Origin of the sequence: Deefgea piscis (assembly GCF_013284055.1) — a bacterium.
Lineage (GTDB): Bacteria > Pseudomonadota > Gammaproteobacteria > Burkholderiales > Chitinibacteraceae > Deefgea > Deefgea piscis.
In genome coordinates this window covers 2178025-2202433 of record NZ_CP054143.1, presented here as the reverse complement: position 1 = coordinate 2202433, position 24409 = coordinate 2178025, and the positions used below count along the sequence as shown (strand labels likewise).

The window sequence follows — 24409 nt, the reverse complement described above, 5'->3', positions numbered from 1 at the left end:
CAACGGCAAGACAAAACCATGAATCGCCCTGTTCCCAGCCACAAAAAAGCCGCTACGCATGTTGCGCAGCGGCATTGATGGTTGATAAAAACAATGCAGCTTCAATCAAATACTGAATTTCAAAACCAGCGCCACAAGCAGTAGGTATATCTATGCAGACCTTTATTTACAAGCCAAAAGCAGCAATACCCTAGCCATCAGTATTTTTACTTATCTCGTCAATCGGCGTTACTGGTTTTTCGGTAGCGAGGATTTTATCGATGCGGCGACCATCCATATCAACCACTTCAAACTGCCAGTTTTCCCATTGCGCAATATCACCGGTTCTTGGCATTTGCCCCAACAGCAGCATCACCAAGCCACTTAAGGTATGGTAACTGCCCTTTTCTTCATCGGGCACCCTCGGTAAAGCCAAACGATCTTTGAGCTCTGGAATCGGAATCAAACCATCGAGCAACCACGAGCCATCCACCCGCTGCACCGCCCAAGCATCACTACTGTCCTCAGTGGTAAATTCGCCGGTCAATACTTCCAGCACGTCTTGCAATGTGACCAAGCCTTGCACTTCGCCGTATTCATCGATCAAAAAGACCATTTCCACGCCGGAGGTTCGCATTTGGTCAAGTAGCTCTAAACCGCTCAGCGTTTCGGGAACAAACACGCAAGGCTGTAAATTACTGGATAAATCAATCGACTCGCCTTTGAGCATTTTTTGCAAAATGTCTTTCGCGCTTAAAATGCCGAGCAAATTATCTAGCCCATCTTGGCATACTGGAAAGCGTGAATAACGCGCTTCAGACACTATCGCCATGTTTTGTGCGACCGAGTCATCTAAATCAAGCACCACCATTTCTGAGCGCGGCACCATCAAAGACGCCACTTTTCTATCGTCTAAACGCAGCACATTTTTCATCATAGTGTGCTCGTGCTCTTCGATTAAACCGGCCGCCGAGCCTTCGTGTAGCACGGCATCGATTTCATCTTGCGTCACGCTTTGTTGGGTATTTTGATCAGCCCCCAATAAGCTAAGCACACCTTTGGTTGAGCCAGTGAGTAAGTGCACAAAGGGGCGTGAGATCAAAGCTAAAAACTGAATCGGCCGAGCGATTAAGCAGGCAATTTTTTCTGGACTGATTTGCCCAAGACGTTTGGGAACCAATTCACCAAACACAATAGAAAAATACGTCACCGACATCACCACCAGCACCGTGGCAATCGTGGTACTGAGTTCAGGGCGCATGCCCGATTGGATGAGCCACAGGGCAAATGGTTCGGCCAGCACCGATTCACCAACAATACCGCTTAAAACCCCAATCGAGGTAATGCCAATTTGCACCGTAGACATGAATTTAGTTGGTTCATCGGCCAGCTTTAAAGCCGCTGCAGCGCCTTTATTTCCTGCTTCTGCCATTTTGCTAAGCCGCGCTTTGCGTGAGCTAACCAAGGCCAACTCCGACATTGCAAATAGGCCATTTAGCAAAATCAGCCCCAGCAGCATGAACACTTCCATGAATCAATCCAAATTATAAATAATGAGTTTAGATGCGGACAAAGCGAAAAAATTCAATGCAAGTGCGACCGTTTAGCGTGGTATTTTTAAATGTCACCCCATTTTCGTAGCAAATTATGGTAAATCCCGGTCATTGAAATCGCCGTTTCCGTGTCGCCCATATCTTGGCGTAACTGCCGAATATTACGATCCAAATCAAATAATAAGCCGCGTTCAGTCCCGTCTTTAATCATACTTTGCAGCCACATAAAAGACGCCACGCGATGGCCTCGGGTAATCGGCTCAACGCGGTGCAAACTACTCGATGGATACAGCACCATATCGCCGGCGGCGAGTTTGACTTCGTGTACGCCGTAAGTGTCTTCAATCACCAACTCACCGCCATCGTATTCATCGGGCTCGGAAAAAAACAAGGTCGCCGATAAATCCGAGCGCACCCATTCACCAGTGTCGGTAATACGGCGCATGGCGTTATCAACGTGCATGCCAAAGCCCATACCTTCGCCATAGCGATTAAATAACGGAGGAAAAATGCGCTTGGGTAAAGCGGCAGAAAAAAACAAATCATTTTTAGCCAGCGCCGCCAAAATCACCGCCCGCACGGCCACGGCATTGGCTTCATCGTTGGCCAATTGCTGATTGTTTTTGACTTTGGCCGACTGACTGCCAGCGGTAATTCGCCCATCCAACCAATCGGCTTGATCCAAGCGCTCGCGGCAGGCTTTAACGGTCGCCAAATCAAGTACTGCGGGGATGTGTAACAACATACAAAACTCCAAATTCAAACATAAAGCGAAGCGCAACAAAATTCGGCGAACTTTGCAATATTCATCAAAGGTATATCCAGCTAAGTCATAATAATTAATGACTTCATGGCTATACCCAAAATAAAAATATTCGAATTGAGTGTTAATGCTGTGCCACGCTCGTTGGTCTGGGCTTTAAACCCCGTCCAAGCGCACCGAGTGAGGAGAGAGACAAACCGTTTTATCGTTTGGCTCACGACAATCGAGGGCATCGGGGACCGATGCGCGCTCGGGTCGCCTTTCTTTGCTTACTTTCTTTGGCGACGCAAAGAAAGTGAGTCCCCGTCGCGGACTGCGACTGCAAACATCGGTGCCGCAGGCACACCATCAACACGTTATCCGAACAAACCAAAAGCAATAACAAAAACCAGCAACAGCAAAGCCCTGCATCCATGATTTGGACTGATGTGGACTTTGCTGCCGTGGTGTGACGACTTAATTAAACTTATAGCTGGCGCTTAAACGAGCAGAACGCTGAGTGCCCGGTAAAGTGAAGCCTTGATACAAACCTTCGTAATGGTCGGTATCAAATAAGTTGTACACATTGAGCTGCACGCTAACATCACGGTGATTCCATTCGGCCATCGCATCCCAACGCACATAGCCTGGCAGGTTCACGATATTGTCCAAATTGGTGTAGCGCTTGCCCATGGCGTTAAAGCCGCCACCGACTTTCCAATTGCCGTCGATTTGATACGTGGTCCACAAATTGGCGGTATAGCGCGGCGCATTGTCCGGCAGATTGCCTTCTTGATATTTACGTTGTGGATTAGCAATCTCGGCAACCACCGGATCCATCAACGCCACCCCAGCAAAGATTTGCCAATCGGCGCTCAACTGCCCAGCGGCTTCGAGCTCAATCCCGTCGGTATAACGGCGACCCGACAGCAAATACGGTTTCACCACACCGGGCTCAATATCGGTTTGGCGTTCATTGGTTTTCTCGGTACGGAAAATCGCCGTACGCAAGGCCAAACGACCGTCATACAAATTAAACTTGGCGCCGATTTCGTAGTTGGCGTTTTTTTCTGGATCGGTCAGCGCGCTCTTTGGATCGGTTGAATACGCTTCAGCCGATGGATTAAACGACGTACCGTACGACACATAATACGATTGCACCGCAGTCGGCTGATAAATCAAGCCAGTGCGCCAGCTCCATACATTATCAGTACGACCGGTATTGATCGCAGCAGGCAGCTTGGTGAAGGATTCATTGGTGGTTTCAGCTTTGAAATGATCATAACGTGCGCCAAGTAACACTTTCCAATGCGGGTTTAAATCAATCATGTCTTGCAAGTAAAACGCCACCGTATCGGCCGTTGAATGCGCGGCAACGGTATTAACTGGTGCGCTGCAATTGGGCGCGCCGCCTAAGTTTGGATTGCCCACGGTGGTCGACGGCATAATGCATGGTCTTAAACCAGCATCATTGGGTTTAGCCGTGCCGGTGAGATCTAACTGCATGCGGCCAGTGCTGGTGAGTTTTTCGCGCGTTAATTCCATCCCCGCCAAAATACTGTGGCGGATGGTGCCGGTTTCGACATCCCACAACACATCGGTTTGATTGGAGATAATTTCTTGATCGCGCATCCGCAATTTACGGCCACGAGTGACCTTGGTGCTGTCGCTTAAAGCGTCAGAAGGGCTGGCAAATTGCAAGCCCGGTGCGCTGGCGCGTAAATCAAGCTGATATTTACCCAAACGCGTGCCGTTTTTGAGCAATAAATTAGGGGTAATTTGATGCTGAAAATTCAAACTCAGCATATCGGCCACGGTGTCTTCCGAATCAAAGTCGCGTAAGCCATAAAATTGATCGACGTTGCCAATCGGCTGATCGGTACCATGAATCGACGCACTTTTACGGTAATACGGCACGCCATAATCGGGCACATTATTTTCTTCGTAATGCAAATACATCACGCTCAACTGAGTCGGCTCGCCAATACCAAAGGTCACCGTCGGCGCCACGCCCCAACGATTCATCTCGGCGCCATCGCGGAAACTATCGGCTTTTTGCCCCATTACATTCAAGCGAATGGCGGTGTTGTCGTTAATGGCTTTATTAAAGTCGCCTTCGGCGCGGTAATACGCATCGGTTCCCAAAGTGGTGGTCACTTGGTTTAAATCGCCTTTAAAGGCTTTTTTACTCACTTGATTCACCACGCCACCGGTTGAACCACGGCCAAACAACATCGACGCAGGGCCGCGTAATACTTCGACCGAATCAATAAAAAAGGTGTCGCGATTGTATTGCGCCGCATCGCGGAAACTATCGAGATACAAATCATTGGAAGCGCCAAAACCACGAATACGAATGCCATCGCCACTGGCGCCGCCTTCAGCAGCATTAAAAGTCACGCCAACGGCATTACGCAGCGCTTCTTTGACCGTGTTGGCGTCTTGATCGTGCATTAATTCTTGGGTAATGGTGGTCACCGATTGCGGCACATCAAGGGTATCTTGCTGCATACGGCCCACACTCACGGTTGGCGCGTTATACGTATTAGAAGTGCCATTTTGATTGGCTTCAGCACTCACTTCAACCGGCGCTAATACCGCCTCATTGGCATGAACGCCGCCGGCAACGGCGCTGAACAACGCTGCTGCTGCGGGGAATTTGGCAAAGTGCCGAATACCTGATTTATCTCGCATGAGTTTCTCTATTAATCAATTTTTGAACAAAAAAAAGGCGGGGTTAACCGCCAAAACGAGGGTAAGTTGTTGGTGTAAACGTCGATGTCAGCCCTCCCCTAAGCGCATTCAGTGCCTAGCAGGGGGTGACAACGGGCCTTTACTCAATCACTTCAGTTAACAGGACAAATCAGCCTCCTTGCCCATTGGTCATTAATCCAATTTTGTTTAAACCGGCGCGCTGCGCGGCCGCCATGGTTTGCGCGATGCGTTCGTACTGCACGGTTTTATCGGCGTATAAATGCACCTCAGTCTGCGGATCGGCTTTAAAAACGGCGGCCAATTTAGCGTCCAACTGCGCGGCATTCAGTACGGTTTGCTCATCGAGCAAACTACCGTCGGCTTTGAGCGTTAAACGCAGCGGCGTTTTGACCACCTGCTGCACACTGGCCGTCGCCTTTGGCAATTCCACTTTGACGGCATGCGTCATCACCGGTGCCGTCACAATAAACACCACCAACAGCACCAGCATCACATCCACCAGTGGCGTGGTATTGATTTCTGCCATTGGCGCGGCATCTTGCTGCCCAAAACTACCAAAACCCATTATCAAACTCCTTCATTCATTCATTGCCAGCGCTAGCCCAAGCCAGCACTTGATTTTCAACCGCAAGCCTAGCATCAGGGTGCTTCGCTTAATAATTGCGCGTGCAAATCATGGGTAAAACCATCGAGCTCTTGCCCAAAGCGGCGATTGGCACGAATAAACGCGTTGTACGCCACCACTGCCGGAATCGCGACCGCCAAACCGGCGGCTGTTGCCACCAACGCTTCACCAATGGGCCCGGCCACCGTGGCGAGTGAGGCATTGCCGCTGGCAGCAATGCCGACCAAGGCGTTATAAATCCCCCACACGGTGCCAAACAAACCAATAAAAGGCGCCACCGAACCGGTCGTTGCCAGCCAAGTTAGGCCGCGCTCCATCTTGGCGGTTTCTTGGCTTAAACCGGTACGCAATTGCCGCACTAAATAATCATCCAGCGACACCGCTTTAGCCAAACCACGGCCTTCGTGCGCACGGTAATGCTGCAAACCAGCGGCACCCGTTGTGGCTAATTTGGCGGCGGGCGATTGATTTTTTGCGGCCAAATTAAGCGCAACTTGCCAATCGCTGGCCTCCCAAAATTGACTCATAAAGCGCTGCTGATGGCGCTTCATCACCCACAGCAAACGTGAGCGCGCCACAATCACCACCCAACTGACAATCGACATCAACACCAACAAACCAAATACCGACTGCAAAATCGGATCACCCGAATGCAAAACCAAAGATAAATCCATCATCAACCTCAAGACTTTTTAATAGAAAAATGCACCGGCACAATCACCGTGCCCGCCACCGCATCTTGGCCGCGCTTGGCCGGAACAAAACGCCATTGCGTTACCGTAATCTGCGCCACCCGATCTAGGCGCGGATAACCACTGCTTTGCTGCAAACTCACCGTTTCGGCACTGCCTGCGGCGCTCACTTGTACTCGAAGCATCACCACGCCTTTTTCACCCAGAGCTAAAGACTGTGGTGGATACGGTGGTTTGGGATTGTTTAAATAATTGGCATGAAAGCTCGGCTCAGTCACGCTATCGACCACTTCCGCACTTTGCCCATGCGCCCCAGCACTCGATTGCGCAGCAGGACGACTTTGCGACACCGCGTCAGCTGTTTGGCTTTCAGTGGCGGGCGTAGTTTTCTCTGCCGCGGCTACCATCATCGTCGATGTGCGCTCCGGCGTAGGCGCAACGCGACTTGGCTTGGCTTTGGCGATGACGGGGTTTGCCGCCGTTTTCACAGGCGTCTTGGCCGCCGTAACTGGCTTGACTTTGGGCTTGGCTACGGGCGCGGCGGCTTTGCTAAGTTCTGGCGCGGGTTCGCCCTGACTGAGCGGCATCGCTTGCAGCAGCATCGGCTCGGGTAAACGGCTAGCACTTGGCGTACTCATCACCCCATGCAATAAACCGGCATGGGCCAACACCACCAAACATAAAGAGTATTTGTTATCGAGAATCATTCTCGTATGTTATCAAGAAGCATTCTCATTAGCAATATGCCATTGAATTTATCTTTCGCCGCTGAACCGTGGCGATGCAATTGACTGGTGTGGCGTGATGATTTAAAAATCAGAACTCACGCAAAGAAGGATTACGAAGGATTACGAAGGATTTTAATGAGATGGGTATAGCCCTGTACCCTTTAATAAAAATAGATTTACAGGCTATACCCTAAGACGAAGAGCAATAAGACCAGTAGCAAATTAATGCGCATCCTTAAGTGGCGCGGCACTTTGCGATTCTTTTGCCAGGTTGGATGAAAAATGAAACACCATGGCATTGGCAAACATGGCATCAAAGCCTTTGGCAATCATCGTCTGCACCAAAGTTTGTGCCTGACAACCACGCTCTAGGTTTTCAATAATCCATTGCTGCCATTCAGGGGTTAAATGGGTATAACTAGACATGCACTCTCTCCATAGGTTTTATCACGGCCAGCTCGAACGGCCAGCTCGTCACTTGATCGATACTTACAATTGAAACCAAAAACAGCGACAAACACGCCAAAATTGTAAGACAACGGTATTATTCATCTGATTAGCCAGCACTGTCACGATTCCATTTTTTGCTGTGCAAACCATCCACATAATGCGTGTTGTCACGCACACGCAAGCACTGCTGTGAGTGGATGAAGGCACTGTGTTAGAATCGGCGCTTTGATAGACCAAGACCTACGGACGGGTTGGCATTATGGAACTTTCAGCACTCACCGCACTTTCGCCACTTGATGGCCGCTACGAAAAACAATTGACCGATTTACGGGCTCATTTTAGCGAATACGCATTGATCAAAAACCGCGTAACGGTTGAAGTGGCTTGGCTTAAAGCCCTCGCCAGTGACGCTGCGCTTGAAGATATCAAGCCTTTTTCTGCTGCCACCATTGCTGAACTCGACGCAGTCGTCAGTCAATTCAATACCGAACACGCACTCGAAGTTAAAACCATCGAGCGCACCACCAACCACGACGTAAAAGCGGTTGAATACTGGTTAAAAGAGCGCCTATCGGGCAACGCCGAAGTCTCTGCAGCCAGTGAATTTATTCACTTTGCCTGCACCTCTGAAGACATCAACAATCTATCACACGCCTTGATGCTCAAAGGCGCACGTGAAAGCGTGATGTTGCCAAAACTGTCGGAAATCATCACCAAGCTTAAAGAATTAGCTCACGAGCTCGCTGATGCGCCAATGATGAGCCGCACCCACGGCCAACCGGCAACGCCGACAACCATGGGTAAAGAAATGGCCAACGTGGCATTTCGTCTAGAGCGCCAATTGTCGCGCATTAGCGAAGTTGAATTACTCGGTAAAATCAACGGCGCAGTAGGTAATTACAACGCACATTTATCGGCTTACCCTGGTTTTGATTGGGAAGGCTTTTGCCGCCGCTTTGTCGAAAGCCTAGGCATTAGTTTTAATCCCTACACCATCCAAATCGAGCCACACGATTACATGAGCGAGTTGTACGACGATTTCGCTCGTGCCAACACCATTTTGGTCGATATGAACCGCGACATCTGGGGCTATATTTCGCTGGGCTTCTTTAAGCAACGCGTTAATAAAAACGAAGTTGGCTCTTCGACCATGCCGCACAAAGTCAATCCAATCGACTTTGAAAATTCCGAAGGTAACCTCGGTATGGCCAACGCGGTATTGTTCCATTTAAGCCAAAAATTACCGGTATCACGCTGGCAGCGTGACCTGACTGATTCGACCGTATTGCGTAATATGGGCGTAGGTTTGGGTTACACTTTGCTGGGCTACGTTGCGGCATTAAAAGGCTTGAATAAATTAATGGCCAATCGCGATGCCATGGTTTTTGATTTAAACAATAATTGGGAAGTATTGGCCGAGCCAATCCAAACCGTGATGCGCCGCTATGGTGTGCCTAACCCATACGAACAACTCAAAGAGTTAACGCGTGGCAAAACCGGCATTACCAAAGAAGCACTGGCGGTGTTTATTGATGGCTTAGCGATTCCGCAAGACGCCAAAGATCGCCTCAAAGTATTAACGCCTGCCACCTACCTTGGTACGGCTGAGGAACTTGCTCGTCGTATTTAAGTCTGCAGCATAGAGCTCGGGCAGCGCTGCCCGGCTCTTTTTACCGTATTTAAGGAACTCACAGTGAAACGTAAAGTTGTTTTGGCCAGTAGCCTCACCTTCGCCGCGCTTGCCATCGCCTACGTCGGGGGCAGCTATTACGCTGGCCAAGCCGTAGAACAGACCATGCAAAAGCAACATGCTTGGCTGGCTAACTTGCCGTATTTCATTGTGAAATCGCACAGCTATCAGCGCGGTTGGTTTAGCTCAACTGAAACCACCACCTTGCAAGTGCGTCCTGAGCTGTATCGCTTTATGCTGGAAAAAGAAGGCGAACCCCTGCAAACCTTTGCAGTGACGTACACCAATCACATCAAGCATGGCCCACTGCCCTTGCTCAGCCAATTTAATTTCATGCCGTATAAGGCTGCAGTGAATACAGAATTTGTGTTTGCGCCCGATACTCAGAAATTTTTAAGCAAATTCTTTGGCGAACAACAGCCAATTAAAATCGAAAATCGCATTAGTTTTAACGACGATGGGATTGTGAATTTATCCATCCCCGCGTTTGAATACGAAGAAGCCCTGTCCGGCATTAAAGCGCACTGGGAAGGTCTCACCGCCAGCCTCGATTACGGTGGTGACTTTAACCGCGTAACGCTGATTGCCAATGCGCCGGGCCTAAAAGGCGAAGCCAAAAACAAAGGCCAATTTGCCCTCAAAGACTTTAGCTTTAACATCACGCAAGTGCGCGGCACCAGCGGCTTAATGATTGGCAGCACCACCGCCAAAATCGGCCAGCTCGACCTCAATCTCACCGAAGGCACGCCGTTTAAACTCAAGCTGGAGCAATTGGCTTACGCGGGCGACATCAAAGAAGCTGGCGAATTTATCAATGCCAGCGCCAAGATCGATCTCAATACCTTGACGCTGGATCAGCAGCCCTACGGCCCAGCGGTGTTGATTGCCGAAGCGAATCATTTGCACGGCAAAACCTTGGCTAAAATTGGTGACGAGCTCACCTTATTACAAAAACAAAACCTCGATCGTGACCAACTGACGGCCGCGCTGACTAATCTGGCCAAAACCCAAGGCCTGCCTTTATTGCAAAACAATCCGCAACTGGCGATCAAAAAATTCGAAGTCAAACTCCCCGATGGTGCGCTGCGCTTTACTGGTGAAGTGGGCTTAAATGGCTTTGTCGCAGCAGATTTAGAAAACCCAGTTGATTTAGTCAATAAAATCGACGCTAAAGCCGATTTTTCTGTACCACGAAAAGTCGTCGAAACCTTGGCGCTATGGCAAGCACGCAATGTATTTGGCGGCGCCGATAGCCAAGTGAATATGGCCGATTTGGACTTTCTAGCTGGGCAATTTGTCGAAGGACAAATCAATAAACTGGCCGAACAAAACCTAATTCGCGTTGATGGCAAACTGCTGGCAGCGACGGCCTCACTGAATAAAGGTAGTTTTATTCTGAACGGCATTAAAGTGCCGCTACCATGGGCAACACCAGCCAGCGCAGAGGCCGAATAAATTACGGCGGCAATTTAAACTCAAGGCCTATTTACGGGGCCTTTTGTTTTTTATGCTAAGCGCAGCCGACACGCTGCGCCAAGCCCCATCAATCGCAAGGAAAGCCAATGCAAACTTGGACAATTTTTTGTCGCGTGGTCGACAATTTTGGTGATATTGGCGTGTGTTGGCGTCTAGCACGGCAATTGGCCACTGAGCATCAGTTGGCCGTCACTTTATGGGTGGACGATCTAACCAGCTTTGCCCAAATTCGGCCAGAAATTCAGCCTGATTTAGCCGAGCAACAGCTCGACAGCGTCACCATCAGGCACTGGTCTAGCCAATGGACAAACACCGCCGCTAGCGATGTGGTCATCGAAGCCTTTGGTTGCGATTTACCTAGCGAGTACCTCGCGCAAATGCAGCAATGGCCAAGCAAGCCCATTTGGCTGAATTTAGAATACCTCAGCGCCGAAGATTGGGTGGCCGGTTGCCATGGCTTGCCATCGCCACAAATGGGTTTAAATAAATACTTTTTCTTTCCCGGCTTTAGCCAGCGCACCGGCGGACTCATCGCTGAGCGCAGTATGCTCAAGCGCCGAGCACACTGGCAGGCCAGTGACAGCCAGCAATTGCGCCGCCAATTGGCGCCGCAATTGCCCGCCGAAACTGCTGACACCGTGTTTATTTCTTTATTTGCCTACGAAAACCCCGCCGTGATCGACTGGCTGAGCGCACTCAAAGACAGCCCTACCCCGATTCATTTGTTTATTCCTACCGGCAAGGTATTGCCACAGATTGCACAGCTACTCAATCAGCCAGCGCTATACATCGGGCACGTGTATCAATACGGCGCGTGCCATATCGCTATATTACCGATGCTCAGCCAAGACGATTACGACCCATTATTGTGGAGCTGTGATTTAAACTTTGTTCGCGGCGAAGATAGTTTTGTTCGCGCCCAATGGGCTGGCATACCGATGGTGTGGCAAATTTACCCGCAAAGTGAAAATACCCATTTAGACAAACTCGCGGCGTTTTTGGCGCTGTATACCGCCGACTTACCAACTCAGAGTGCCGCAGCTTTAACCGCGTTTTATCAGTGCTGGAATCAAGGGGGTGAGGTTGCCGCCAGTTGGCTGGCCTATCGCCAGCAATGGGCAATCTTGCAAGAACACGCCAAAAACTGGGCTTTTCGACTAGCGGAACACGGAGATCTTGCGACTAATCTGGTCAAGTTCACCCAATCCAAGTTAAAATAGTCGATTGTGTCGAGCGTGTTTTAAAAGTACGTGGCTCGATTGATGTTTTTTGGCCGTAGCAAAGCCAAGCATCAACGGATGCTCTGGTTCACACCGACAAAATCGCCGCACTCTTAAAACCCGTTCTATTTAATCTGCTTTTAGGTATGTAAAAAATGGCAATCAAAACTGCTCAAGAAGTTCGCGCTGGTAATGTGATTTTAGTTGATGGTCAACCTTGGGTTGTGCAAAAAACTGAATACAGCAAATCAGGCCGTAACTCATCTGTTGTTAAAGTTAAAGCTAAAGGTTTGTTATCAAGCCAAGGCTCTGAAGTTGTTTACCGCGCTGATGACAAACTCGACGTGGTCACTTTAGAAAAACTTGACTGCACTTACTCTTATTTTGCTGATCCAATGTTTGTATTTATGGATGCAGAATTTAACTCGCACGACGTTGAAGCTGACAATCTTGGCGACACTCGTGGCTTGATCGTTGACGGCATGGAAGACCAATGCCAAGTGACTTTCTACGAAGGCAAAGCAATCTCTGTTGAATTGCCAACCGTGGTTGTGCGTGAAGTGGAATACACTGAGCCAGCAGTTCGTGGCGATACCTCAGGTAAAGTCATGAAGCCAGCTAAACTCAAAGGCACTGACTTTGAATTGCCAGTGGCTGCCTTTATCGAAATCGGCGACAAAATCGAGATCGACACGCGCACTAACGAATTCAAAAAACGCGCTGCTTAATTGCTCGTTTAAGCTGCCAAAAGCCACCGTTCGCGGTGGCTTTTTTATTGTCATGTCGATCCACAGCACACCTTCCCGCAAAAAGACTTTCAATTCCCCTGCCCCGTTACAGCACCAGCAAACCACAATTAATGCGCTATTCAAATTGGCAATCTAAACTATTTTGACCGTTCCCCCTCACACGAGAACATCAGACAGCTGTAGTTGCCAACGACCAGTAGGAGTTAGCTAATGAAAATTACGGTTGAAACCATCATCAATGCGCCAATTGACAAAATCTGGAGCGCCTACACCACACCCAACGACATCATGCAGTGGAATGCCGCTTCTGATGATTGGCACACCACGCAGGCAACGGTTGACTTACGTGTGGGCGGGACATTTTTATCGCGCATGCAGGCGAAAGATGCCAGCTTTGGCTTTGATTTTGCAGGGACCTATACCCAAATTGTGCCGAACGAATTGATTGCATATTCTTTTGGCGGCCGTAGCGCTGAGGTCGTATTTGAAAGCCGCGCCAACGGTGTATCTATTCGTGTCACTTTCGATGCGGAAACTGAACACACAGTGGAACAACAACGTCAGGGATGGCAAGCCATTCTAAATAATTTTGCTATGTATGTGACAACACACCCATGAATCCATGCGTATCAAAAATAAGGCGGCATAAATTGACTCAGTCCAGTAAGAAACTCACCCAGTCAGCGACTACAGTACAATCCAATGATCAAGGTGAAGCAAAATGCTGCAAAAATGTATCCCCGCGCTGATTCAAGCCAAAATACTCGACGCCTTAGCCCCAGTTGCCGATTTTTTACTGCGACTCTATCTGTGTAAAGTGTTCTTTCTTTCTGGTTTAACGAAAATTCAAGACTGGAATACCACGCTATTTTTATTTACCGATGAATATCATGTGCCACTGCTGCCCCCCGTTATTGCCGCCTTATTCGGTACCGCAGCTGAGCTAATTCTACCCATCGCTTTACTCTTTGGTTTATTCACTCGCAGCTCGGCTCTGGGTTTATTTCTAGTTAATGGCATGGCGGTGGTGGCGTATTTTCATGTGCTCAAAACGATCCCCTCAGCACTGCAAGACCATTTGGAATGGGGCCTAATGCTGCTGGTCTTAGTTGCTATTCCGACGCGGCGCTGGGGTTTAGATTGCGTGTTACTTCGCGCACAAAAATCACCGAAACTTTAAAAGTTTAAATTTTCAGCGCAAAAAAAAACGCCACAGCGATGTGGCGTTGTTTACTGCACTCTTGGCGTTACATCGCCGCGCGATAGATTTCGCAAACTTCTTCAAACGTCGGCTGTTTTGGATTGGTCAAACCACACGCGTCTTTTAATGCATTCGTTGCCAAGGTTGGAATGTCTTCGAGCTTGGCCCCCAATTGCGCGACGCCAGTTGGAATACCCACATCAACCGACAATTGACGGATCGCAGCAAGGCAAACATCGGCGGCAGCATCGTCACTTAAGCCATCCACCTTCTCGCCCATTGCCCGTGCAATATCGCCCAAACGTTTAGCACACACTTGCTTGTTATACGCTTGCACATGTGGCAACAAGATTGCATTGCAAACGCCATGCGGTAAATCGTAAAAACCACCCAATTGATGCGCCATGGCGTGCACATAACCCAGCGACGCATTATTAAATGCCATCCCAGCTAAAAATTGGGCATACGCCATTTGTTCACGCGCCGCAATATCATCACCGTGACGCACCGCTTGGCGTAATGATTGGCTAACAATCTCAACGGCTTTGAGCGCACACGCATCGGTAATCGGCGTTGCTGCGGTTGATACATACGCTTCTACCGCGTGCGTTAAGGCATCCATCCCCGTGGCGGCGGTTAAACCGGCGGGTTTAAGCAACATCAATTCAGGATCATTCACCGACAAAATCGGCGTAGTGTGCTTATCCACAATGGCCATTTTTACATGTCGCGCTTCGTCGGTGATAATGCAAAACCGCGTCATTTCACTAGCGGTACCGGCCGTGGTGTTAATCGCAATGAGAGGCAATTGTGGTTTAGCCGAGCGATCTAGCCCTTCGTAATCTTTAATATCTCCGCCATTGACCGCAACCAGAGCAATGCCTTTAGCGCAATCGTGCGGAGAGCCACCACCGACTGAAATCACGCAGTCACAGCCATTTTCTTGCAGCATGGCCAAACCTGTCGCCACATTGGCGGTGGTTGGATTAGGGTGAACACCATCAAATACCACACTGGCAACGTCTTCTTGCGCCAATAAATCAGTGACAGTTTTCACCACCCCAATTTTAACCAAGGGTAAATCAGTAACAATCAGGGCTTTTTTAAAGCCATAACTTTTAATTGTTTTTGCCGCATCGCGTAAGCAACCAGCACCCATTAAATTCACACTCGGGATAAAAAAAGCAGTCGTTGTCATGATCAATACCTCGTTTCACAGTAGTAACTACAATACGTCTAGACTACTCCGAAAACCGCTGTAATAAATTGACGTATATCAGAACCCACACCCACAAAGTACCTCATAAGCAATACCCGCAATAGGTGTAAATCATTGCGTTTATCTAACTCTAACGAGGTACTTTGCGGTGTTTTTTAAATTGAAAAACGCTCGCTGAGACTGAGCACCGCCAGCATCGATTGAACGCTTAGCACGAGCGCTTATTTTTCGCCTTTCGCATCAGCATCTGTTGGCCACAAACTAATCGCCGCCATCGACAAAGCAATGCCAATCATCGACTCGCTAAAGCGCAATATAGAATTTAAATAAGGATTGATTGAGGGATGCAAACTGGCCATGACCATCGTGATACACACGGTAATCGATGCTAAACGGGCATTGTCAGGAATATTGAGCATTTCACACAATAAAACCGTCGCAAAAATCGTCGCCCCCATGCCTAACCAACTAAAAGGGAAAAACTGAAAATACAGCGCACTCATGCTGGCCCCAATCAAAGTGCCTAAAGTGCGCATCCACGCCGATTCAATCGTGGCTTTTTGCGTCGCCTGCAACACCACAATCGATGAAATTGCCGCCCACAAACCACCAATGCCTGCCGATTCACCCTGAAAAAACTGCGTAAAATGCACCCCAAAATAAAATGACAGTACAGAAACAATCGCAACCTGTAGCGAAACATGCAAAGATCGGCGTCGAATCATTGGGCACTCCTTAACTATTTGGTCTGCTAACGCAATCACTTCAGTGCTCGTACAAATATTTTATGGCAAGGCATGAAAGCCATAGACAGAATATCGACTAGAGTAAAGCGCGACAACGATGCAAGACCACGCTGACTTAATCACTTAATCCTTGTAACTTAGCACTTCAACCGGCAAACCCAGTTGTAATGCGCCGCCTTGCACCACCCGCGCGTTTTGGCCAAACACCACTGCAGCGCCCATTTTTCTAAACTTAGCCAAACTACGTAGTGGTTCTGAATCTTTGGTGCGCTCAGCAGTATCTGGGTCGAGCGTCGTCATCAAACAACGTTCACACGCTTTGGCTAATTCAATCTCCACCTCGCCAATCCGAATCCGCTGCCAAGTATCCTCAGCAAATGGCGCGCTATTGGCAATGACCAAATTAGGCCGAAAACGCAGCATCGCCAACTCACGGCCAACGCGCGCATTAAGCGCTTGCAAAGAGCCTTCACCAATGATTAATAAGGGATAGGTGTCAACAAAGCTAATGGCCACATCTGGATGATTTTTTAAGCGCCGGTGCGGCTCTAAGCCCAGCCACATCAGATGTACGGTTTGATTTAAATACGCAGACAACCACGCATCAGCATCGAGCGCCCCGCGCCGAGCTAAAAACTCGGTTTCCCAAACATCAGCCTGATGCAGCTCATTAAACAGCGCTAGCACGACAAATAAATCGGCCATGCCCGGCGCTTTTAACCACAAACCATCGGGCGTGACCTCAGTAGCAATCAATAAAATACGTGGCTCGGTGCGCGCGGTGATTTGCACGCCAGCCGAATTGGCAATCATCCATTCTCGATCTTGTGGCAAGCCGCGCACCTCAAGCTGGCTCTGGCTCAGTGCTTGAGCACGACATGATTTAAGGGGGTAGCGGTATAAAGCAGAAAGCAGCATGGTCATGGCGAAATTCCAACAGCCGTTTTTGGATCAGAATAAGTCGCAGTGTACCAATATCGCGGCGCGATGGCGCGCTGCTCTTGTAGCTTAATCAGCTCTCCGACAGTAAATTGTAATGATCCAGACTGATCCGTTCGCAATAGCCTCGCCCCGGCTGCTGCATAGCGCTGCTGTACATCGGGATGCGGATGCCGAAATTGATTCATAAACCCCGCTGAAAATACCGCGTATTGCGGTTGCAGAGCCTGAATAAATGCATCCGATGAAGCGCTTTTACTGCCGTGATGTGGCGCAATCACAATCTCGGTGCTGGTTAAACCTGCCGCGAGCAGCTCCCCTTCTTCAAGACGGCTAATATCAGCCGGAATTAAGGCGCTATGCCAGCGATTATGAATGCGCAGCACACAACCGCGGGCATTGTCATTGTTAGCGGCATAGTTGGGGTGCAGCCATAACACCTCAAAATCAACGCCATCCCAGCGCCAACGCTGCCCAGTTTGGCAACGCTGCTTGGCCACTTTACTACTTAAAATCGGCAAATCTTCTGGCAAACTATGCAAAATCAAACCCATCGGAAAAGCCAAGCGATCGCCCTGCCCCAGCAAAATCGGCGCGCCACCAATATGATCGTTGTCATTATGCGATAGCAATAACGTATCCAGCCGAGTAATTCCTGCCTGACGCAACACCGGCAAAATCACGCGTTCGGCATTGGCCTCACGTCCGGTATCAAACAGTAAAGCGTGTTGCCGCGTTTGCACCAATACACTCAAGCCTTGATCCACGTCGAGCACCTGTAATTTAAACTGCCCATCGTCCAACTTGGGCTGCGGCATAAAAAACAAGGGCAGTAGCATCAGCCACCCTAGCCAGCGCGCCGGAATACCTCGGGGTAATAGCAGCAAAGCCACACCCAGCATCGCCACTGGCAATATACCCATTGGAGGAGAGCTGATCTCTAGCGCCGGCCACGGCCAAGTCAAGATCCATTGCAATCCGCGATCTAAGATTGCAAACAAACCCTCAGCCCAGCGCAACAGCGTTCCCGTTGGGTCGAGCAAACCCAATAAAGCCAAAGGCGTAATCAAGACACTCACCAAAGGAATCGCCAAAGCATTGGCTAGTGGCGACAGCAGCGGCACCTGCCCAAATACCAACACCAAAATCGGTAACGACGCCAATGTTGCCGCCCACTGCGTACTTAGCCATAAGCGCCACGCGGGTTTGCGCCCAATGCGATTGGCGCCCATCCATAGCAAATATGCGACCGCCAAAAACGACAGCCAAAAACCAACCGAGAGCACAGCAAAAGGATCAAACAGCACCACCACCGCCAAGGCACTAGCCCAAATGGCGCTGATTGCCATCGGCCTGGCTCGCCACAAGCAACAGGCGCTGACCAAAAGCATTAATACGGTGCGCTGCGTTGGCACACTCATCCCCGCCAACACGCTATACATCAACGCGATCAAGACTCCCGCGATTAAAGCCGCACGCTGCGCGGCCAGCCTTTGCGTTAAATACGCACTGCGCCGCCAGCCATATAGCACGAATGCCATCCCCATCGCCGCCAACATCGTAATATGTAAACCCGAAATACTGATTAAATGCGTAATGCCCGTCAGGGCAAATCGTTGCCACTGTGGCTTGGGAATCCCAGCTTGATCGCCAATGGTGAGCGCAACAATCACCCCTTGATACGGCGCATCCTGCAAAGCGTGCTCAATGCGTTGGCGTAGCGCGGCGCGAATTCGCAGCACTGCCGCTTGCGCCGAAAAGCCTGCTAAACGCTCGGCCGACTTCATGCTGGCGATCGCAGCAATATTTTGCTGTAAAAACCACGCTTCTAAATCAAATCCGGCGGCGTTCACCACACCATGAATTGGCTTGAGTTTGAGCTGCAAGCGCCACCGCTCGCCAGCGCCAAACGGCCCGCCTTTGGCGTTCACTTGAATGCGATCAACTGCCCAAGCTCGCTTGGGATCGGCATCCGGCGTAAAAATAAAGCGCGGCCCATAGCGCGATTCTTGTGGTAAATCGGCAATAAAACCCGACATCCACACAGTTTGACCGACCAAATCGACTGGAATACGCTGCGCCATCCGAATTTGCGCCCGCCATGTGGCCCAAGCAAAACCCAAACTGAACGCCAAGACCAGCAGCACCAGCCACTGCAGAGCCCGATGTTGATTAAAGCGCTTCAGACAAAACCATAGTCCCAGCGCTAAGCAAGACATCGCCAACGGCCAAGTAACCGCAGGCAAAGTCGCTTGCCATTGCAGCGTAATTACGCCAAGCACCCAAGCAAAAATAAATAATAAATAGCGACTTAACATCCATCTAGCTTAGGCAATCGAGTGCTGACTAGCCCAAGAAATCACCTTGCACGAATCATTCACAATGTTAAACTCATGCGCATGAAAAATTTCGATGCCGATATCATTATCGTGGGTGGTGGTTTAGTCGGTGCCGCATTGGCGCTGGCCCTCAAAAAAACCTCGCTCTCGGTCATCTTGCTCGAAGGCCGTGCGCCTTGCCTAGATTTTGATCTCTCCACGTGGGACCAAAGAGTCTATGCCATTAGCCGCGCTAGTCGTCAGCTCTTAACGCAGATTGGTGCTTGGCAACGCATTCGCCCAGAACGTTTATCGCCGATTTGCTCGATGAAAATCCGCGGTGACGCCGTGGATGCCCTGTTGGAATTTAACGCCCTAGAAAGCGGCGTTGACGAGCTGGCCTTTATCGTTGAAAACCGTGAATTACAGCGCGCGCTTTGGTTGGCACTGGCTGACTGCAGCCATGTTGACATCATCACTCCCGCCAGCGCGCAAGCGCTATCGGTCGATCTCGAAGCTGCTACGCTAACCTTGGCCGATCAACGCCAATTCCGCGCACGTTTAGTCGTTGGCGCCGATGGGGCGCAGTCTTGGGTTCGCGGGCAAGCAGGGATTCAAGCCAGCACCAAACCCTATGCGCAATTTGGCGTTGTTGCCAATTTTGCCATTGAAAAACCCCACTACGGCTGTGCCCAACAATGGTTTAAAACCGACGGAATTTTGGCGTGGCTGCCGCTCGCCGAGCAAAAAATGTCGATGGTATGGTCGTGCGATGCCGAGCTTAAAAATGAATTACTCAATTTAAGTCCCAGCCAACTGGCTGCCAAAGTGGCTCAAGCCGGCAATGCCTCACTGGGCGAACTCACTATAATTACCCCGCCCGCTGCGTTTGAGCTAAAACTCAATCAGATTGAGCAGTGCGTCAAACCGCGTTTAGCTTTGGTTGGCGATGCGGCACATACGGTGCACCCTTTAGCTGGACAAGGCGTTAATTTAGGTTTTGGTGACGTTGCCGAACTGGCTGACTTATTAACAAAAACGCATCCGGAACGAATCGGCGATTATTTAGTCCTAAGGCGCTATGAGCGCGCCCGCCGCGAGCCGGTACGATTAATGCAATCCGTTTGTGATGGATTGCAGCAGCTCTTTAATAATCACCATCCCGTTTTAATGCGTTTACGCAATTTTGGGCTGGGCTTTACCAATGCTTTACCATGGCTAAAACGGCAATTAATTCGCCACGCAATGGATTCATAAAACCGCTGATCGCTGCTGCTGTTGCTAGCACACTCACCAGATTGAAGGATGACTCATGAAACACCTGACCCGTACTCTCATTGCCGCCGGCATGATCGCGCTCACTGCATGCAGTGCACAAGCGGACGCGCCTCCGAAAGACTTGAAAGCTAATTTGGCTAAAAAAATTGGCCAGCCGGTTGATTCTGTACGTGAAACGCCAATCAAAGGCTTGTATGAAGTCGTTTTAAACAAGCGCCATATTGTATATTCCGATGCCAAAGGTGAATTTGTCGTCGTTGGCGATATGGTCAATGTAGCGACTAAAAAAAGCCTAACCGAAGCCCGTATGGCCGAACTCAATAAAGTGGACTTCGCCAAATTGCCACTGGCTGACGCCATCAAAGAAGTACGCGGCAACGGTAGCCGTAAATTAGTGGTGTTCTCTGATCCAGATTGCCCATTTTGCAAACGCCTTGAAACGCAAAGTTTGGCAGGCATCGAAAACATCACGATTTACACTTTCTTGATGCCACTGGCTGGTTTGCACCCAGATGCCGCGCGTAAATCTGAGCTCATCTGGTGTAGTGAAAACCCGCAAAAAGCATGGAGCGAATTCATGCACAACGGCAATTTGCCTACCGGTGGCAAAACCACCTGCGACAACCCTATCGCACGCAGCGTTAAACTCGGCGAATCGCTCGGCATCAACGGCACGCCAGCACTGATTTTTGCGGATGGCCAAATCGTTTCAGGGGCAATTCCAAAAGACGAAATCGAAAAAATCCTCGCTACACAAAAATAATCGCTAGATGCAAAAAAGCCTCGATTTCTTCACCAAGAAATCGAGGCTTTTTATTTCCTCATCATCATTCTAACCGCAACGCCCGCAATTAATTCGCGGCTAAAAAAGCCTGTTGCGCAGTTAAAAAATCCGCTCGATGCGATAAAAACGGCGCATGCGCGGCGCCTGGATGAATTTTTAACGTCACATCACTGAATTGACTGGCCAACCAATGCGCCACCGCCACTGGCGTTAAGGTATCGCGATCACCGTATTGCAGCAGCACTGGGCAATCAATTTGGCTGATTTGCGCGCGTAAATCGGTATCGCGCAAAATCGCCAAACCCTCACTCAACGCGGTTAAACTCGGCTCACCGTGCTTAAATAAATCCGCGAGTAATTCCTTGGTCACCGCGCGCGCGCTGGCATCCCCCATCGCTTGCAAACTAATAAAGCGTTTCAGTGTACCTTGCCAATCTTGCTGCAATTGCTCAGCAAATTGCGCCAATACCGTAGCTGGCATCGCGCTCGCCCAATCGGCTTGCTGCATAAAGCACGGACTAGATGCAATTAAGCTCAAGGATTTTACTTTTTGCGGCTGACTGATCGCCCAAGCAGCCGCCACCGCGCCGCCCAAAGACCAGCCGATCACTTGCACCGGCCAAGGAAACGCCGCATCCACTGCCGCCACCATCGCCGGCAAACTTAACGTCCCTTCAGCCGGCGACGCACCATGGCCGGGCAAGTCGACTAAATGCACGCAATAATCTTGCGCCAAAGCATCCGCAATCGAATTCCATACCGTGCTATTCATCGCCCAACCATGCAACAACACCACATCAGGCCCTTGGCCCCGCGTTTCAATCCACATTCATTTATTCCCAGTCAATCGATTGAGGGCGAACATACACCCATCATGCCAACTGGGTATCTGTATACAGCCCCTTAATTTCATAGGCTGCAATCATATACCCACCCAACATATCATTGATTATTTAAATATTGCGCCAGCGCTTGCTGCTGCTGCGGGTTTAAACGCTCGCCAGCTAAGCATTGCGTGTGTTGCCCTAAAACTTGATACAGCACGCGATACTGGCTGGGCAAAACCGCCAAGTGCTGGGCGACGGTAGCACTATCTCCGCGCACAATCGGCCCCGTCAATGCCGCAGCAGGCCCGATGGCGACGATATTATTTAAGGTTTGCTGCATCAAGCCCAACACCAAGCGCTGCGCCATTTCGGGCGCGATCCCCGCTTGATTGGCCGTTTGCAGCGACACCTCAGCCAAAGTCACCAGATAATTGGCGGCCATGCTGAGTGCGGCGTGATACGCCGTTTTACCGCCAGCTTGTAGTGCAAATGGCACGCCGCCCAAATCACTGACCCACGCTTGCAAGCGCGCACACGCCACAGCGTCGCCTTCAATCGCGCACAGCGTACCGGCAAAAGTCGCCACTGCTCGCGCGGGATCGGCAAAAGAAAACGCCGGATGCACACTCGCTAGCTGAGCGCCTTGCGCGCGGAGTGGCGCCAGCTGTTGCGCATCCAATGCGCCGCTGGCATGAAACACCACATCCCCTGCAGCAACTACACCTGCCTGAGCCAGCTCGCTCGCCACCGCAGCAATGGCTGAATCGGGCACGGCAAGCAACCATAAATCAGCGGCGGGCAAGGCTGACAGCGTTGTAACCGCCTGCCCTGCGCCGATAAAATCCAGCGCTTTATGCGCCGCTGGCGTTCGCGCCAATACGCCAGCAATCTGATATTGACCCGATAATTGCGCCAAGCGGGCCATAGATTGCCCCAAGCGGCCAGGGCCGATGAGATTGAGTTTGAGCATAAAAACGCCTTAATCCTTAATCTATTACGCCTGCAGCGCTTGAACCGGCCGCTGGCGTTAAATCGGCCGCAGGCAACGCCGTCAAAATCAGCAACAACTGCTCACACAATGCCGCCACTTCATCCTGCGTATGCGCAGCACTGAGCACCACTCGCAAACGCGGCGTGGCCACCGTGGGTGGGCGAATTGCCGCCACCCAAAATCCAGCGGCAAATAAAGCCGCAGAGACTTGCACGGCGATTTCGCTACTGGGCAAAATAATCGGCTGAATTGCGGTGGTGGACGGCAATAAAGTGCAAGCGCCTGCCAAGCGCTGGCGGAAATACGCAATATGCTGCTGCAAGCGCTCACGCCGCGCCACATCTTGCTCAATCAAATCCAAGCTGGCATGCATCGCCGCAGCAATCAATGGCGGCGCAGCCGTGGTGTAGATATACGGCTTAGCGGTATTGATCAGATAATCAATCACCACCTGCTCTGCAGCAATATACGCCCCGGCAACGCCCGCAGCCTTACCCAAAGTCGCCATATAAATAATCCGTGGCGACGATAAACCCAGCTCAGCCAAAGTGCCGCGGCCATTGCCTAATACGCCAAAGCCATGCGCATCATCCACATAAAGTAGCGCGTCGTATTGCTCGGCCAATTTCAGCAAATCGGCCAGCGGCGCAATATCGCCATCCATGCTAAATACCGCGTCGACCACAATCATTTTGCGTGCGGCTTTGGATGCGGCCAGTTGCCGCGCCAAGGCTTGCATATCACCATGCGCGAAACGTTTTACGTCGGCGCGCGACAACACCATCGCATCATTGAGCGAGGCGTGATTGAGCTTATCGGCAAAAATCGCATCGCCACGCGACATCAAACCAGTAATCACCGCCAAATTGGCCATATAACCAGTCGACAAGGTGATCGCCGCCGGTTTATTCGCCCACGCCGCCAAGCGCTCTTCCAGCTGCTGCTCAACGGCAAAATGCCCGGCCACCAAATGCGAAGCACCACTACCGACGCCCCAACGCACCGCGCCCGCTTGGGCTGCAGCAATCAATTGCGGGTGGTTAGCCAAGCCTAGATAATCATTACTGCAAAAATTACACAACACTCGATCTGCCACTGTGACGTGTGCGCCTTGTGGCGAAGCCAGCACCCGGCGCGATCGATAGAGATGCGCTGATTTTCGCTCGGCGAGTTCGGCAGCAAGTTGTGAAAACCAGTGCAACTGCGACATAGCAGGTCCTTTTGTCTCGAAGTGAGCATTCTAAATGATTTAGATTTGAAATTCTCTTTACATCAAGCACCCTTATTTCTGACTAAACCGGAAATAACCACGACAAATACAATTAAATCTTGCAAGAAAAAAGAGTTACACAATGATGCCTTTGGCAAAATCTTGCGTATTGTCATCATTGACACAAGCCAAAAACCCCTTTTACACGTTATCATTCGCCATTGAAAAATTTTACTCATCATTGAGCTGGCCTTAAAACCAGCTTAAGAATGGAACG

22 protein-coding genes are annotated in these 24409 nt (G+C 50.2%); 8 read left to right on the top strand and 14 right to left on the bottom strand.

Annotated elements, in window-relative coordinates:
- Positions 1 to 190: 190 nt before the first annotated feature.
- From HQN60_RS10365 to HQN60_RS10335, 7 genes are all read right to left on the bottom strand, one after another.
- On the bottom strand, positions 191 to 1510 hold the full coding sequence (locus tag HQN60_RS10365; protein WP_173533569.1) for a hemolysin family protein: 1320 nt from the start codon (positions 1508 to 1510) through the stop codon (positions 191 to 193).
- Between the two features lie 86 nt (positions 1511 to 1596).
- Positions 1597 to 2277, bottom strand: a complete 681-nt coding sequence (locus HQN60_RS10360) for a Fe2+-dependent dioxygenase (protein WP_173533568.1) — start codon at positions 2275 to 2277, stop codon at positions 1597 to 1599.
- Positions 2278 to 2751: 474 nt separating this feature from the next.
- Positions 2752 to 4968, bottom strand: a complete 2217-nt coding sequence (locus HQN60_RS10355) for a TonB-dependent receptor (RefSeq protein WP_173533567.1) — start codon at positions 4966 to 4968, stop codon at positions 2752 to 2754.
- 169 nt (positions 4969 to 5137) lie between these two features.
- A complete protein-coding gene (locus tag HQN60_RS10350; RefSeq protein WP_173533566.1) occupies positions 5138 to 5554 on the bottom strand; it encodes an ExbD/TolR family protein in 417 nt (138 codons plus the stop codon).
- Between the two features lie 74 nt (positions 5555 to 5628).
- Positions 5629 to 6291, bottom strand: coding sequence for a MotA/TolQ/ExbB proton channel family protein (locus HQN60_RS10345; protein ID WP_247646300.1), 663 nt, complete (start codon positions 6289 to 6291; stop codon positions 5629 to 5631).
- 5 nt (positions 6292 to 6296) lie between these two features.
- Positions 6297 to 7013 (bottom strand): energy transducer TonB, encoded by a 717-nt coding sequence (locus HQN60_RS10340; RefSeq protein WP_173533565.1) that lies wholly within the window; start codon positions 7011 to 7013, stop codon positions 6297 to 6299.
- Between the two features lie 243 nt (positions 7014 to 7256).
- The gene (locus tag HQN60_RS10335) at positions 7257 to 7460 is read right to left on the bottom strand and encodes a hypothetical protein (RefSeq protein ID WP_173533564.1); all 204 of its coding nucleotides are present in this window, start codon (positions 7458 to 7460) and stop codon (positions 7257 to 7259) included.
- 283 nt (positions 7461 to 7743) lie between these two features.
- On the opposite strand from HQN60_RS10335, the gene purB reads away from it, so the two are divergent.
- The 6 genes from purB to HQN60_RS10305 all read left to right on the top strand — a co-directional run bounded on the left by purB (position 7744) and on the right by HQN60_RS10305 (position 13799).
- Positions 7744 to 9114, top strand: a complete 1371-nt coding sequence (gene purB, locus HQN60_RS10330) for an adenylosuccinate lyase (protein ID WP_173533563.1) — start codon at positions 7744 to 7746, stop codon at positions 9112 to 9114.
- 63 nt (positions 9115 to 9177) lie between these two features.
- Complete coding sequence (locus tag HQN60_RS10325; protein WP_173533562.1) at positions 9178 to 10629, top strand: YdgA family protein; 1452 nt, start codon at positions 9178 to 9180, stop codon at positions 10627 to 10629.
- 107 nt (positions 10630 to 10736) lie between these two features.
- Positions 10737 to 11870: an elongation factor P maturation arginine rhamnosyltransferase EarP gene (gene earP, locus HQN60_RS10320; RefSeq protein ID WP_173533561.1), complete on the top strand. Its 1134-nt coding sequence runs from the start codon at positions 10737 to 10739 to the stop codon at positions 11868 to 11870.
- Between the two features lie 161 nt (positions 11871 to 12031).
- The gene (locus tag HQN60_RS10315) at positions 12032 to 12598 is read left to right on the top strand and encodes an elongation factor P (protein ID WP_173534680.1); all 567 of its coding nucleotides are present in this window, start codon (positions 12032 to 12034) and stop codon (positions 12596 to 12598) included.
- Between the two features lie 231 nt (positions 12599 to 12829).
- Entirely contained in the window at positions 12830 to 13237 is a 408-nt protein-coding gene (locus HQN60_RS10310; protein ID WP_173533560.1) for an SRPBCC family protein, read from the top strand.
- A 103-nt stretch (positions 13238 to 13340) separates the two neighbouring features.
- A complete protein-coding gene (locus HQN60_RS10305; protein ID WP_173533559.1) occupies positions 13341 to 13799 on the top strand; it encodes a DoxX family protein in 459 nt (152 codons plus the stop codon).
- A gap of 67 nt (positions 13800 to 13866) precedes the next feature.
- On the opposite strand, the gene yiaY is transcribed toward HQN60_RS10305, so the two are convergent.
- The 4 genes from yiaY to HQN60_RS10285 form a co-directional block, all read right to left on the bottom strand.
- On the bottom strand, positions 13867 to 15018 hold the full coding sequence (gene yiaY, locus HQN60_RS10300; protein WP_173533558.1) for an L-threonine dehydrogenase: 1152 nt from the start codon (positions 15016 to 15018) through the stop codon (positions 13867 to 13869).
- A gap of 242 nt (positions 15019 to 15260) precedes the next feature.
- Positions 15261 to 15764 carry an FUSC family protein gene (locus HQN60_RS10295; protein ID WP_173533557.1) on the bottom strand — a complete coding sequence of 168 codons (504 nt, stop codon included), beginning with the start codon at positions 15762 to 15764 and terminating at the stop codon, positions 15261 to 15263.
- Between the two features lie 144 nt (positions 15765 to 15908).
- Positions 15909 to 16709 (bottom strand): MOSC domain-containing protein, encoded by an 801-nt coding sequence (locus HQN60_RS10290; protein ID WP_173533556.1) that lies wholly within the window; start codon positions 16707 to 16709, stop codon positions 15909 to 15911.
- Complete coding sequence (locus HQN60_RS10285) at positions 16706 to 19042, bottom strand: DNA internalization-related competence protein ComEC/Rec2 (protein ID WP_173533555.1); 2337 nt, start codon at positions 19040 to 19042, stop codon at positions 16706 to 16708. Before HQN60_RS10285 ends, HQN60_RS10290 begins: the two co-directional genes overlap by 4 nt.
- A 75-nt stretch (positions 19043 to 19117) precedes the next feature.
- On the opposite strand from HQN60_RS10285, the gene HQN60_RS10280 reads away from it, so the two are divergent.
- Both HQN60_RS10280 and HQN60_RS10275 read left to right on the top strand, forming a co-directional pair.
- Complete coding sequence (locus tag HQN60_RS10280; RefSeq protein ID WP_173533554.1) at positions 19118 to 20299, top strand: UbiH/UbiF family hydroxylase; 1182 nt, start codon at positions 19118 to 19120, stop codon at positions 20297 to 20299.
- Between the two features lie 55 nt (positions 20300 to 20354).
- Entirely contained in the window at positions 20355 to 21083 is a 729-nt protein-coding gene (locus HQN60_RS10275; RefSeq protein WP_173533553.1) for a DsbC family protein, read from the top strand.
- Positions 21084 to 21171: 88 nt separating this feature from the next.
- Here the strand turns inward: HQN60_RS10275 and bioH are convergent, their stop codons facing one another.
- The 3 genes from bioH to bioF form a co-directional block, all read right to left on the bottom strand.
- On the bottom strand, positions 21172 to 21933 hold the full coding sequence (gene bioH, locus HQN60_RS10270) for a pimeloyl-ACP methyl ester esterase BioH (protein ID WP_173533552.1): 762 nt from the start codon (positions 21931 to 21933) through the stop codon (positions 21172 to 21174).
- Between the two features lie 113 nt (positions 21934 to 22046).
- Positions 22047 to 22901 carry a Rossmann-like and DUF2520 domain-containing protein gene (locus tag HQN60_RS10265; protein ID WP_173533551.1) on the bottom strand — a complete coding sequence of 285 codons (855 nt, stop codon included), beginning with the start codon at positions 22899 to 22901 and terminating at the stop codon, positions 22047 to 22049.
- Positions 22902 to 22917: 16 nt separating this feature from the next.
- Positions 22918 to 24132 carry an 8-amino-7-oxononanoate synthase gene (gene bioF / locus HQN60_RS10260; protein ID WP_173533550.1) on the bottom strand — a complete coding sequence of 405 codons (1215 nt, stop codon included), beginning with the start codon at positions 24130 to 24132 and terminating at the stop codon, positions 22918 to 22920.
- Positions 24133 to 24409 lie beyond the last annotated feature (277 nt).